The 13,589-nt window shown below is 60.9% G+C and carries 10 protein-coding genes; 7 read left to right on the top strand and 3 right to left on the bottom strand.

Going from position 1 to position 13,589, the window contains the following annotated elements; genetic code table 11:
* Positions 1–210 precede the first annotated feature (210 nt).
* Both AC1Q5O_RS08375 and gltX read left to right on the top strand, forming a co-directional pair.
* Positions 211–2,025 carry an ABC transporter ATP-binding protein gene (locus tag AC1Q5O_RS08375; RefSeq protein WP_492562376.1) on the top strand — a complete coding sequence of 605 codons (1,815 nt, stop codon included), beginning with the start codon at positions 211–213 and terminating at the stop codon, positions 2,023–2,025.
* 216 nt (positions 2,026–2,241) lie between these two features.
* The gene (gene gltX, locus AC1Q5O_RS08370; protein ID WP_492562375.1) at positions 2,242–3,615 is read left to right on the top strand and encodes a glutamate--tRNA ligase; all 1,374 of its coding nucleotides are present in this window, start codon (positions 2,242–2,244) and stop codon (positions 3,613–3,615) included.
* On the opposite strand, the gene AC1Q5O_RS08365 is transcribed toward gltX, so the two are convergent.
* Positions 3,533–4,573, bottom strand: a complete 1,041-nt coding sequence (locus AC1Q5O_RS08365; RefSeq protein WP_492562374.1) for a DUF2865 domain-containing protein — start codon at positions 4,571–4,573, stop codon at positions 3,533–3,535. The genes gltX and AC1Q5O_RS08365 overlap by 83 nt on opposite strands.
* 92 nt (positions 4,574–4,665) lie before the next feature.
* Positions 4,666–6,963 carry an NADP-dependent malic enzyme gene (locus AC1Q5O_RS08360; RefSeq protein ID WP_472460878.1) on the bottom strand — a complete coding sequence of 766 codons (2,298 nt, stop codon included), beginning with the start codon at positions 6,961–6,963 and terminating at the stop codon, positions 4,666–4,668.
* A 227-nt stretch (positions 6,964–7,190) separates the two neighbouring features.
* On the opposite strand from AC1Q5O_RS08360, the gene AC1Q5O_RS08355 reads away from it, so the two are divergent.
* From AC1Q5O_RS08355 to AC1Q5O_RS08345, 3 genes are all read left to right on the top strand, one after another.
* Positions 7,191–8,012 carry a UDP-2,3-diacylglucosamine diphosphatase gene (locus tag AC1Q5O_RS08355; protein WP_223612928.1) on the top strand — a complete coding sequence of 274 codons (822 nt, stop codon included), beginning with the start codon at positions 7,191–7,193 and terminating at the stop codon, positions 8,010–8,012.
* A complete protein-coding gene (locus AC1Q5O_RS08350; RefSeq protein ID WP_492562373.1) occupies positions 8,013–9,098 on the top strand; it encodes a glycosyltransferase family 4 protein in 1,086 nt (361 codons plus the stop codon).
* Positions 9,099–9,236: 138 nt separating this feature from the next.
* Complete coding sequence (locus AC1Q5O_RS08345) at positions 9,237–10,439, top strand: MFS transporter (protein ID WP_492562372.1); 1,203 nt, start codon at positions 9,237–9,239, stop codon at positions 10,437–10,439.
* Positions 10,440–10,456: 17 nt separating this feature from the next.
* Here the strand turns inward: AC1Q5O_RS08345 and dgcA are convergent, their stop codons facing one another.
* The gene (gene dgcA, locus AC1Q5O_RS08340; protein WP_492562371.1) at positions 10,457–11,440 is read right to left on the bottom strand and encodes an N-acetyl-D-Glu racemase DgcA; all 984 of its coding nucleotides are present in this window, start codon (positions 11,438–11,440) and stop codon (positions 10,457–10,459) included.
* Between the two features lie 190 nt (positions 11,441–11,630).
* Here dgcA and AC1Q5O_RS08335 point away from each other — a divergent pair, with 190 nt between their 5' ends.
* Positions 11,631–12,503, top strand: coding sequence for an ABC transporter ATP-binding protein (locus AC1Q5O_RS08335; RefSeq protein WP_288192495.1), 873 nt, complete (start codon positions 11,631–11,633; stop codon positions 12,501–12,503).
* 12 nt (positions 12,504–12,515) lie between these two features.
* Positions 12,516–13,508 (top strand): MlaD family protein, encoded by a 993-nt coding sequence (locus AC1Q5O_RS08330; RefSeq protein WP_105732406.1) that lies wholly within the window; start codon positions 12,516–12,518, stop codon positions 13,506–13,508.
* The last annotated feature ends 81 nt before the right edge of the window (positions 13,509–13,589 follow it).

Genomic DNA, 13,589 nt, shown 5'->3' with positions numbered 1-13,589 from the left:
CGTCCGTTCCTGACATGTGATGATGAAAAGCCCCAGGGCTTTTCAATTGACTTCACCGGTCAAGAACACTCATCGCCGATATTGGCCTTTCCTGTATTCAGGCAAGTCGCCAAGCCAATTGTGCCGCATTGATTCCCTCGTTCTGTTGCGCGGCATTCTCGTCTGAAATTCATATTTGAGGCCGGTGCGTTTTGGCACCGGACGATCGTCATGGCATTTTTACGTAACGCCTTGCGCGGCGGAGCCTTCCGCAGCGTTCTCGGATTCACCTGGATTCACTGGCAGAAGCAGCCGGTGCGTCTGGCTATCATTCTTGGTGCAGTGCTGCTCTCGACACTGGCCGACGTGCTGACGCCGCTCTATTCGGGGCGGCTGGTCGACGCGGTGGTCAATGGCGCGGCAACGGATGCCATTGCCTGGGATGCGGCGATGGCCGCGTTCTGGACCCTGATGGCCCTGTCGCTGGGCGCCATCATCCTGCGGCACGTCACCTTCATGACGATCGTCAAGCTGACGCTGAAAATGATGTCGGAGATTGCCTCCGGCGCCTTCTTCCGTGTCCAGCGTTTCTCGACGGACTGGCATGCGAACAGCTTTGCCGGCTCGACGGTGCGCAAGATCACGCGCGGCATGTGGGCGCTTGACCTGCTGAACGATACGCTGCTGGTGGCCTTGTTTCCGTCCATTGTCATGCTTGTCGGCTCGACCGTGCTGATGGCCTGGTACTGGCCCATGATGGGCGTCATCATCGGCCTGGGATCCCTCGTGTTCGTCTGCGTGACGGTGGCGATGTCGCTCGGCTATGTCGCGCCGATGGCGAGCCTTGCCAATCGCTGGGATACCAAGCTCGGCGGTTCGCTGGCCGATGCGGTCAGCTGCAACATGGTGGTGAAGGGTTTCGGCGCGGAAAAGCGCGAGGACGCACGGCTGCTGAAAGTTCTTGCCAAGTGGCAGGACCGGACGCGGCGCACGTGGATCCGCGGTACCCGCAACGGCACGACCCAGGGCTCGCTGCTGCTCATCCTGCGGGCATCGGTCATCGGCTTTGCCCTGTGGCTGTGGTCCAAGGGGCAGGCGAGTGCGGGTGACATCACCTTCGTGCTGACGTCGTTCTTCATCCTGCAGGGCTACCTGCGGGAAGTCGGCATGCACATCCGCAATTTGCAGCGTTCGATCAACGATATGGAAGAGCTTGTTGACATCCAGAGTCAGCCGCTCGGCATTGATGACCGGCCCGGCGCCAAGCCGATCCAGATCACCAATGGCAAGATCGTGTTCGACAATGTGACGTTCCATTACGGGGCGCACCGGGCACCGCTCTATGACCGGTTCTCGGTGACGATCCGGGCGGGTGAGCGCGTCGGCCTTGTCGGCCACTCCGGTTCGGGCAAGACGACGTTCGTCAAGCTGATCCAGCGCCTGCACGACGTGAAGGCGGGGCACATCCTGATCGACGGTCAGGATATTTCCACAGTCACCCAGGCATCGCTGCGCCAGCAGATTGCCATCGTGCAGCAGGAGCCGATCCTGTTCCACCGGACGCTGGCCGAGAACATCGCCTATGCGCGGCCGACAGCCACGCAAAGCGAGGTCGAGGAAGCGGCCCGGCAGGCCAGCGCGCATGACTTCATCATGGCCCTGCCGAAGGGCTATGGCACGCTGGTGGGTGAACGCGGTGTGAAGCTGTCCGGCGGCGAGCGCCAGCGCGTGGCCATCGCCCGGGCTTTCCTCGCGGATGCGCCGGTTCTGATCCTGGACGAGGCAACGTCGAGCCTCGATTCGGAATCGGAAGTGCTGATCCAGCAGGCCATGGAACGGCTGATGCTGGGCCGGACGACCCTGGTGATCGCGCATCGGCTGTCGACGGTGCGGGCCCTCGACCGGCTGCTGGTCTTCGACCATGGCCGGATCGCGGAAGAGGGCAACCACGAAGCCCTGATCCGCCTCAACGGCGGCATCTACCGCAGCCTGTTCGAACGGCAGGCGCTGGAACTGACCAAGGGTCTTGTTCTCAATGACGGCTAGAATGCCGGCGTGATCATTGTGCGTGGTTCGACAGGCTCACCATGAGGGAGGCTGGAGATTTGCAGGGAGCGGAGGTTTTGTGACTTTCGTGAATTGCCTTGCAACCCTTCCGTCTCCCTCATCTTGAGCTTGTCGAAGGACGCATGACGGTCTTGCAACGTACCTCCTCATGGTCCGCATATTGATCTTCACGCGTCGTTCCGATATGCCCGACGCATGACCATCACCGTCCGTTTTGCACCATCTCCGACCGGCTATATCCACATCGGCAACACGCGCACAGCCCTGTTCAACTGGCTGTTCGCGCTGAAACACAATGGCCAACTGATCCTGCGCTTCGATGATACCGACGTGGAGCGCTCGAAGACCGAATATGCCGAAGCGACCGCCGCTGATATTGATTGGCTTGGCATCAAGCCGGTGCGGGTCGAATACCAGTCGAAACGCTTTGCCTTCTACGATGCCGCCGTTGAGAAGCTGAAAGCCGCCGGCGTGCTTTACCCCTGCTACGAGACCCCGGAAGAACTCGAACGCAAGCGCAAGCTGCGCCTCGCGCGCCGCCTGCCGCCGGTCTATGGCCGCGATGCGCTGAAACTGACGGCGGAGGATCGCGCGAAGCTGGAAGCCGAGGGTCATCGCCCGCACTGGCGTTTCCTGCTGCCGAACTTCAAGGACGATCCGTTCGCGCCCGCGCGCACGATTGTCCACTGGGATGATATCGTGCGCGGCGAAGAGACCGTCGATCTCGCTTCGCTTTCCGATCCGGTTCTGGTGCGCGAAGACGGCACCTATCTCTACACGCTGACCTCCGTGGTCGACGATATCGACATGGGCATCACGCACATCATCCGCGGCGACGATCACGTCACCAACAGCGGCGTGCAGATTTCCATTTTCGAAGCGCTCGGTGCGAAGGCGCCGGCGCTTGGCCATCATAATCTGCTGACGACTGTTTCGGGCGAGGGCTTGTCCAAGCGCACCGGCGCCCTGTCCGTCGGCAGCCTGCGTCGTGACGGCTATGAGCCGATGGCCGTGGTCAGCCTCGCCGTGCTGACGGGAACGTCGGAGAATGTGGTCGCCATGCCTGACATGGCATCGCTCGCCGCAATCTTCGATCCGAAGGCAACATCGAAATCATCCTCGAAATTCGATCCGGCGGAACTCGATACGCTGAACCGCACGCTGATCCACGCCATGCCGTTCGACGTGGCTGAAGAGCGTCTGCGGGACATGGGGATCACAGGCGACAAGGCCGAAGCCTTCTGGCTTGCAGTGCGCGGCAATCTCACGCGCGTCGCCGATGCGGCGCTGTGGTGGAAGATCGTCCAGGACGGTCCCGTCAGTGACGAAGTCCTTGCCGAAGAGGACCGTGATTTCGTTGCGGCGGCTTTTGACGTGTTGCCGCAGGAGCCGTGGAGCCGCGAGACCTGGAAGCAGTGGACGGAAGCGGTGAAGGTTCAGAGCGGACGCAAGGGCAAGCCGTTGTTCATGCCCCTGCGCATTGCCCTTACCGGGTTGGCTTCTGGTCCGGAGCTCGCAGATTTACTGCCCCTTCTTGGTCGGGAAGGAACGTTGGCCCGACGACCCTGACCTTGCGGTTGGGATCGATCGGCTTGTCCGGTGATAATGGTTTCGGCTGTTCCGCTTCGACTTTCGGCACCGCGGGTGTTCCCAGCTGAATAATCGATGAAGGTTTTTTCTCCGGCTCTACCACAGGCGCAGCCGGTTCGGCCTTGGCCTCGGCCGGTGCCGCCGGCTTGACCGGTTCGGGGTTTTTCGCCGGCTCTGGCGATGGCAATGGTTCAGCCTCGACAGGCTCGACCGGTTTGATCGGCTCCGCCGGTTTCAGTGCTGGCTGTGTTTGTGCTGGCGCCGGTTTCGTCGCGGGTTGCCGGGCTATTTCCTTAGGGTTTCCAAGCGTGGTGTAATTGCCCGCCGTGCGCTGGCAGGAGCATTGCGGCGTGCCATTGGCGCCGACTTTCCTGAATTTGAACGCGTTGGGCATATCCGTATAGGCCTGGCCGCGCAGGGAAATCATCTGATCCACGGTTTCACCGTTGGTCGAATGATAGAACAGTTTCGCGCCCGGGCATTGCGCCTGGCACTGCGCTTCGTCGCGGTGGAAATTCTCCGCGCCGGTCGCGTAGGAAATGGGGAAATAATAACCGTCGCAGGTGCGCACGCAGAGCGTCTGATATTGTCCGCCGTAGACCGGCGCGGTGCTTTCCAGCGGCTCGTTTTCCAGTGGCCGCTGGCCTCCGAGGACTTCATAGGGGCGGCGCCGGGGCTCACCGTCTCGCGGTTCGATTTCGCGCGGCAAGACTTCGCGGTCTGGCTCATAGGATGCCGAGCAATTGTTGGCGTCCATGGCAGCTTCCACCCGGTCGCGGCGCAGGTTCAGCTCATACTCATCCGTGACGAAATCATTGTCGAGTTCGCGCAGACGCTGTTCCATGCGGCTGCAAACGTCCGACTGGGCCGCTGCCAGCTGTGTTGACAACAGCAGCGTGCCCATGGCGAGTGCCGCGAAGTGTATGAACCGTTTCATATGGTCTAGTCCTGCAAGATCACGCGCAGCCTACCTGGCTGACTGCGCCTGAACCATCCATGAACGTGCGGCAGCAATAAGACGGTAGCGCGCTATTCCAGGCGCTGTGACGCCTCAACCACTGCCAGAGCCGTCATGTTAACGATACCGCGCGATGTCACCGACGGCGTCAGAATATGCACGGGCTTGGCGGCGCCGAGCAGAATGGGCCCGACATGCAGTGCATCGGTGACTGTCTTGACGACGTTGAGCGTGATGTTGGCCGCGTCGAGATTGGGGAAGACCAGAAGGTTGGCTTCGCCGCTCAGGCGGGAATGCGGCAGCACACGCTCACGCAGGATTTCCGACAGGGCGGAATCGCCATGCATTTCGCCATCCTGTTCCAGGTCTGGTGCCTTGGAGCGCAGGATTTCCGAAGCGGCGCGCATCTTGGCGGCACTTTCGGAATCGCGCGAACCGAAGTTGGAGTGCGAAAGCAGGGCGGCCTTGGGCTCGATGCCGAAGCGGCGGATTTCGTTGGCGGCCAGAACCGTCTTTTCCGCAATCTCTTCGGCTGTCGGATCGATGCTGACATAGGTATCGGTCAGGAACAGCACGCCGCGCTGTGAAATCAGCAGGCTGAGTGCGGAGAAATTGCGGATGCCCTCGAGCTTGCCGATGATCTGGTCGACATTGCGCAGGTGGCGCTCGAACCGGCCTTCCAGGCCGCAGATCATGGCATCGGCTTCGCCGCGCATGATGGCCAGCGCTGCAATCACCGTGCCGCTGGCGCGGACCATGGTGCGTGCCACCTCCGGCGTGGTGCCGCGCCGGCCGGTAAGGTTCACCAAAAGGTCGACATAGTCGCGGTAGCGCGGATCGTCTTCCGGGTTGATGATGTCAAAATCAGTGCCGAGCTTGATCTTCAGGCCGTAGCGCTTGAGACGCGTCTCGATGACCTGCGGGCGGCCGATCAGCGTCGGGATCGCCGTGCCTTCCTCGAGCACCACCTGTGCCGCGCGCAGGACGCGCTCGTCTTCGCCGTCGGAATAGATCACCCGCTTCTTCTCGGCGGTCCGCGCTGCGGTGAAGATCGGCTTCATGATCAGGCCGGAGCGGAAGACAAAGCGGTTCAGCTTGTCGAGATAGACCTCGAAATCCTCGATGGGGCGGTCGGCAACGCCGGTTTCCATGGCAGCTTTTGCCACAGCTGGGGCGATGCGCAGGATCAGGCGCGGATCGAACGGCGAAGGAATGAGATAATTGGGGCCGAAGGTCGGCGTTTCGCCGGAATAGGCGCGGGCCGCCACATCCGATGGCTCTTCGCGGGCGAGCGCCGCGATGGCCTTGACCGCCGCCATCTTCATTTCCTCATTGATCGCCCGTGCGCCGCAATCCAGCGCGCCGCGGAAAATATAGGGGAAGCAGAGGACGTTGTTGACCTGGTTGGGGAAATCGGAGCGTCCGGTGCAGATCATGGCGTCGGGGCGTGCGGCGCGTGCTTCCTCCGGCATGATTTCCGGATTGGGATTGGCCAGCGCCATGATCAGCGGGTTCGGCGCCATCTGCTTCAAAAGTTCCGGCTTCAGGACACCTGCGGCGGACAGGCCAAGGAACACGTCGGCACCGCCGATGACATCGGCCAGCACGCGCGCATCTGTCTTTTGGGCGTAAACCGACTTCCAGCGGTCCATCAGCGTGTTGCGGCCGTCATAGACGACGCCGTCGAGATCGCAGACCCAGATGTTCTTGCGGTTGGCGCCGAGCTTGACCAGGAGGTTGAGGCAGGCAAGCGCTGCGGCGCCGGCGCCGGACGCGACGATCTTGACCTTGGACAGATCCTTGCCGGCCAGCTCCATGCCGTTGAGGATGGCAGCGGCGACGATGATCGCCGTGCCGTGCTGGTCGTCATGGAACACCGGAATGTTCATCCTGGCGCGGAGGATTTCCTCCACGTCAAAGCATTCCGGCGCCTTGATGTCCTCAAGGTTGATGCCGCCAAAAGTGGGTTCGAGCGCGGCAACGACATCGACGATCTTGTTGATCTCCTGCGCGTCGATCTCGATGTCGAAGACGTCGATGTCGGCGAATTTCTTGAAGAGAACCGCCTTGCCTTCCATCACCGGCTTGGAGGCGAGGGGGCCGATATTGCCAAGGCCAAGCACGGCAGTGCCGTTGGAGATGACCGCCACAAGATTGGCGCGGCTGGTATAATCGGCGGCTGTGGCGGGGTTTTCATGAATGGCCAGGCAGGGCGCGGCGACACCGGGGGAATAGGCAAGGGCAAGGTCGCGCTGATTTCCAAGCGGCTTCGTCGCCTGGATTTCCAGTTTACCCGGCTGAGGAAAGCGGTGGTAAAACAGGGCGCTTTCTTCGAGATCGGACTGGTTGGGCGAATTGTCCTTGGCCATGGATAATATCCTCCGGAAATTGGCTGGTCGCAACTTGGGATTTGCGATTCAATCTTTTTAGCATGCATAAATGACACGAAGAGCCATAAATGAAGTCCATTTTGTTACAAGTGTTTATCGCAGGAAACCATAGACTTTTTAGCGGCGTCATAAGACTGTGACATGAATCAGGTTTCTGTCAGACCAGAGGTACCGATGCGTACCGGCGCTGAACGGAGATCAGCCTCATGGTTGAGCCAGAGACACGTAAGTTTCGCACGCTCTTTTTGTCCGATGTGCATCTTGGTTCCAAAGGCGCCAAGGCGACCTTCCTCCTGGACTTCCTGAAGTATCACGATGCGGATACGATCTATCTGGTCGGCGATATCGTCGATGGATGGCGTCTGCGCCGCAGCTGGCACTGGCCGCAGGAGCACAACGACATCGTGCAGAAACTCCTGCGCAAGAGCCGCAAGGGCGCGCGCATCCTCTACATCGCCGGCAACCACGATGAATTCCTGCGCGATTTCCAGGGCACGCATTTCGGCGGCATCGAGGTCATGGACCGCACGATGCACGAAACCGCTGACGGCCGTAAATTCCTCGTGATCCATGGCGACCAGTTCGATGTTGTCGTGCGCAATGCCCGCCACATCGCCTATCTCGGCGACTGGGCCTATGATGCGGCGCTGGCCATCAACACCATCATGAACAAGGTGCGGCGCATGCTCGGGCTGCGCTACTGGTCATTCTCCGCCTGGGCGAAATTCCGGGTGAAGAAGGCCGTCAACTTCATCGGTTCCTTCCAGACCGTCGTTTCCGACGAGGCCCGGCGCATCGGCGCCGACGGCGTCATCTGCGGCCATATCCACCACGCCACCATCGAAGAAATCGACGGCATCGAATACATCAACACCGGCGACTGGGTTGAAAGCTGCACAGCCATCGTCGAGCATCACGACGGCAAGATGGAACTCATCTCCTGGACGCATCTGATCGGGGAGAAGGCAGGCTTTGCGCCTGTCGTCAAACTCGAGGACAAGCGTCCCAAGGCGGCGAATGCGGCCTGAATGGCTTCTCCTGCAGAGATCGATCCGATGAAGCGGCTGGTCATCGTCTCCGATGCTTGGCATCCGCAGGTCAATGGCGTGGTGCGCACCCTGACTCAATTGCGCGAGCAGATGGAGGCGCGGGGCGTCGAGGTGACGATCATCTCGCCCGCGGACTATCCCTCGGCGCCATGTCCCACCTATCCGGAAATCCGGCTGGCACTGACCTATCCCGCGGCGGTGAAAGCCCGGATCGAGGCGTTGCAGCCCGCCTTCGTGCATATCGCCACGGAAGGCCCGCTTGGCATCATGGCGCGGCGCGCCTGCCTGAAAAACAAGTGGCGCTTCACCACCAGCTTTCATACACGCTTTCCCGAATATCTGCGTGAGCGTCTGCCCATTCCGCTGGCCTGGACCTACGGCTTTCTGCGCCGGTTCCACAATGCCGCCGAGACCTGCCTTGTCCCGACACAGTCCATCTACGAGGAATTGACCGAGCGCGGCTTCGATACGTTGCGCGTGTGGACGCGCGGTGTCGACCGCGATCTGTTCCGCCCGCAGGCGGATATCGATCTCGGCCTCGCGCATCCCGTCTTTCTCTGCGTCGGCCGCGTTGCGCCGGAAAAGAATCTTGAAGCCTTTCTGGCGCTTGATCTGCCGGGAACAAAACTTGTCGTCGGCGACGGGCCGGATATGGATGAGCTGAAGCGCAAGTTTCCCGACGCGGTGTTCGCCGGCAAGAAGGAGGGCGAGGAACTCGCCCGCCACTATGCGGGTGCCGATGTGTTTGTTTTTCCCAGCCGCACCGACACGTTCGGCCTGGTGCTGCTGGAGGCGATTGCCTGCGGGCTTCCGGTCGCGGCCTATCCGGTGGCCGGTCCCAAGGACGTCATCGGCGCGACGGGCGCGGGCGTTCTGTCAACCGACCTGCAGGAGGCTGCGCTGGGCGCACTTGCCATGGGGCGCGTCGATCCCGATACCACCCTGCAGGGATTCAGCTGGGAAGCCTGCGCCGATATATTCGAGGATATTCTCACGGCGATTGCCGGTGCCAAGCCGCAGCTCGGCCACGAAGCGAACGCGGCGCGGATTGCGTCCGCCGGCTAATCTATATTTTCTGCATTCATGATAATTGAGCTGGAAAAACCTTCAGCGTTTCTAGGCAGTTGGGCCAAATCGTGATATTTCGGAATACGGCTATTCATATATTCGTGCGCCGTTCCTCGATCCTCCGAAAGTCCTTCCATGACAGCCGCCACTGCGGACACTTTTCACGACAAGCCGTCTCGGTTCGAGTTTCGGCTGGCTCTGGCTTACTTCGCGATTTTCATCTCAAGCGGCCTGCATCTGCCCTATTTTCCCCTGTGGCTGGAATTCCGGTCGCTGTCGCCGACGGAAATATCCATCGTCCTGTCCATGCCGCTGTTCGTGCGCGTCATCGCCGCGCCGCTGGTTTCCATTCTGGCCGACCAGTCCAGCGACCGTGCGCATATCCTGACCATTGCCACCATTCTGGCGGTGATCGTCGCGGCCTTCTACTTTCTGCCGTTCAATTTCTTCGGCATTCTGGTCGTGTCGCTGGTGCTTGCCGCACCGTGGACATCGCAGGTTCCGCTGGCCGATACGATTGCGCTTTCGGGCGTGCGCCGTTACGGGGCGGATTTTGCCAGGATGCGCGTCTGGGGGTCCATCGCATTCCTGCTGGCCTCCTTTGCCGGCGGCGTGCTGATCCAGCATACGGGCGAGTGGATCATCCCGACGGTGCTGCTGGGTGCGCTGGTGGCCGCATGCGGCATGAGCTTCGTGGTGCCGCGCATCGGCAAGCCGCGGCGCCTGTCGCCGCTGTCGGATATCGACATGGCGGATGCGGGCAGGGCGCTGCGCCGCCCGGCCTTCGTGACCTTCCTGATCGCCACGGGGATCACGCAGGCAAGCCACGCCTATGGCTACAGTTTTTCGGCCATCTACTGGAAGTCCATCGGCATTGAAGAGACGGTGATCGGGGCGCTGTGGTCCATCGCCGTGGTGGCCGAGGTGATCATGTTCACCTGCTTTCGCCGGGTTTTCGGACGCCTGCATCCGGCCAGGGTGCTGATGATCGGCTCAGCCGTCGCCATATTCCGCTGGACCGTCTTCCCGCTGATCGTGCCTGCAGGTCTCGGCGTGGCCGGCTTTTTCGTCGTGCAGAGCCTGCATGCCTTCTCCTTCGCCCTGTCCTTCCTCGGCATGCAGAAAATGATCGCCATGACCATTCCCGAGGAGAAGGGTGGGACGGCGCAGGGCATATCCACCTTCTTCATCGGCACGTCGCTGGCCATCGTCACCATGGTGTCCGGACCGCTCTATAGCGCCACCGGCATCTATGGCTTCTATGTCATGGTGGCGCTGGCGGCAGTCGGGCTTGTCCTGGCCAATGTTTCGCTTCGATTGGAGCAGCGCGAGCGCTAGTTGTTGAGGCTCTACACCTAACCCCAAAGCTCCGATTGCGGCGGCGAGACACGGCTGCTTTCGAAGACGAGGCCGGGCTGGCGGTCGTCCCTGAGGATCAGCGGACCGTCGAGATCGACGAAGTCGGCGTCCTGCGCGACGAGGATGGCAGGCGCCATGGCCAGGGACGTACCCACCATGCAGCCGACCATGATGCCGAACCCCAGTTCGCGCGCCCGTTTCTGCATGCGCAGGGCCTCGGTCAGCCCGCCTGTCTTGTCGAGCTTGATGTTGATGCTGTCGTAGCGGCCAAGGAGCGTATGCAGATCGTCCGTACCGTGGGCGCTCTCGTCGGCACACAGGGGGACGGGGTGGGGGATTGTCGAGAGAATGCCGTCCTTGCCAGCCGGGAGCGGCTGCTCGATGAGCACGACCCCGGCCTTTGCGGCGGCCAGCATGTGCCGGACGATATTCCGGTCGGTCCAGCCCTCATTGGCATCGAGAATGATGCGGCTGTCGGGTGCAGCTTCCGCTACGGCCCGAATGCGATCTTCGTCATCCTCGCCGCCCACCTTGACCTTGATGACCGGACGGTCGGACAGGGCAAGGGCCGAGGCAGCCATGGTCTGCGCATCGCCGAAGGAAACGGTCACGGCCGTGGTCAGGGCTTTGAGCGGCGGCAAGCCGATGATATCGGCAACGCGCCGGCCGGCCCGTTTGGCTTCGAGATCCCAGAGCGCGCAATCGACGGCATTGCGGGCCGCGCCGGCGCCGATCAAACCGGGCAAATCCTGCCGGTTGGCCCCTGCGGCGAGCACGCTGCGCAGTTTTTCGATTTCGGCACAGACGGAATCGAGACTTTCGCCATAGCGGGCATAGGGAACGCATTCGCCCCGCCCCGTGTGCAGTCCGTCGCGCAGGGTACAAACCACCACGGCTGCTTCCGTCTTGGAACCCCGCGAGATTGTAAACGTTCCGGCAATGGGCCAGCGTTCAACGGTAATCTCCATATTAACAGTCATTATGTGCGCCTTAATTGCTACAGTGACATCAAGTCCGAGACTCGATATGTGTGAGGGATGTTGACCGATAGAGCAAACAATTCAAGTGCTTCTGCCGCCGCAGGGTTCCACGTCGATACCGGCGTGTGTGCTGCGGTGCTGACGACGCTCTCTATCCATTGATTTTCAGATCCAGGGACGCCCGAGGCGAATGAATTCGACAGACAACGGCCAGAGCAGAGAGCAGGAGCCCAGCGATATCATCCTTTCGGTCAAGGATGTCAGCGTGTCCTTCGGCCGTTCATCGGTGCTGGAGCACCTGAATCTCGACGTCTATCGCGGCGAGATACTGGGATTTGTCGGCGCATCGGGGACGGGCAAGTCCGTCCTCATGCGGACGATCCTCGGTCTCAATCAGAAACAGCACGGCAATATCAGCATTTTCGGCCATGACATCGATCATGCGACGGAACAGGAAAAACTCAGCGTCGACATGCGCATGGGCGTCCTGTTCCAGCACGGTGCGTTGTTCTCGTCGCTGACGGTTCTGGAGAACATTCAGGTGCCGATGCGCGAATATCTCGACATTCCGCACAGCCTGATGGACGAACTGGCGCGCCTCAAGATCGATCTGGTTGGATTGAAACCGGATACGGCGGAGAAATTTCCGTCGGAACTGTCCGGCGGCATGATCAAGCGTGCGGCGCTCGCCCGCGCTTTGTCACTCGACCCGGACATCGTCTTTCTCGATGAGCCGACATCGGGGCTCGATCCCATCGGCGCTGCGGATTTCGATGAACTGATCGCAAATCTGCGCGATACCATGGGTTTGACGGTCTATATGGTCACGCACGATCTCGACAGCCTGTTCGCTGTTTGCGACCGAATCGCGGTATTGGGTAAGAAAAGGGTTCTTGTGGAAGGAACCATCGACGACATGCTGACGTTTGATGACCCGTGGGTTCAGGAATATTTTCATGGCAAGCGCGCGCGCCAGATCGTGCCGAACGGCAGCAGCAGGCGAAAGTCTGATCGTGTGCAAAGCGCCCGGCAATCCGGGCCGTTGCTGAAGGAACAGGGTTAGGTGGAATAATCGATGGAGACCAAAGCCAACTACGTTCTGGTCGGGATTTTCACGCTTGCGGTCTGCGTCGCGGCGTTCGTCTTCGTGTACTGGATCGCCCGCTATGGCGACAGGCAGGAAATGACGACGCTGGAAATCCGTATCGCCGGTTCGGTCACCGGCCTGGCCGAGGGCAGCCAGGTGCTGTTCAACGGCATCAAGGTCGGCACCGTGCGGCGCCTGAATATCGACAAGACCAATCCTGACGCGGTGATCGCCACCGCGGAAATTGACAGCACGACACCGATCACCCGCTCGACCCAGGCAACCCTCGGCTTTACCGGCCTGACCGGTCTGGCCTTCGTGGAGCTCAAGGGCGGCAAGGTCTATGAGCCCAATCTGCTTGAAGAAGCCGACAAGGATGGCGCCGTCGCGCGTATCGATGCCGACCCGTCCGTGGTCAACAACCTTCTGCAGAAGGCGCAGGACATTCTCGAACGCGTCAACACGGCGATGAGCTCGATCGAGAGTTTCATCACCGAAGTGAAGGGGCCGCTGGTCGATACGGTCAACAACACGAAGAAGTTCACCGATGCGCTGGCCAAGAACTCCGATGTGATCGACAAGTTCAGCCAGAGCGCCGAAGACGTGCAGTCGGTGGTGCGCGAGGCGCGCGAAATGATGACGCGCCTGAATGCCGCTTCCGCCCGGGTCGATGGCGTCCTGGCCAAGGTCGACAATCTGGTGTCCGACGGGGATGGCAGTGTTGTGGCTGAAGCGCGGAACACGCTCAAATCCTATCGTGCGGTTGCCGACAACCTGAACACCAAGCTCGGCCCGATCACGGACAACCTCAACCGCTTCTCCGGACAGGGCTTGCGCGACGTGCAGGCGCTCGTTACCGAGAGCCGCCAGTCGGTCCAGCGCATCGAGCGGGCGATCAGCGATCTTGAGAAGAATCCGCAGCGGGTGATTTTCGGCGGCAGCGGCAATGTGCCGGAGTATGACGGCCGCACGCGCCGTTGACTTTGACAAAGCTGCATCGCATGAAGGTTAATGAATCGTGAAGCTTTGCGTGACAGGGATGATACCATTGGTGAATTCAAG

The organism is Phyllobacterium sp. MT110 (assembly GCF_058792715.1).
Note: the sequence above shows the minus strand (reverse complement) of the source record. Positions and strands in the feature narration are given on the sequence as shown.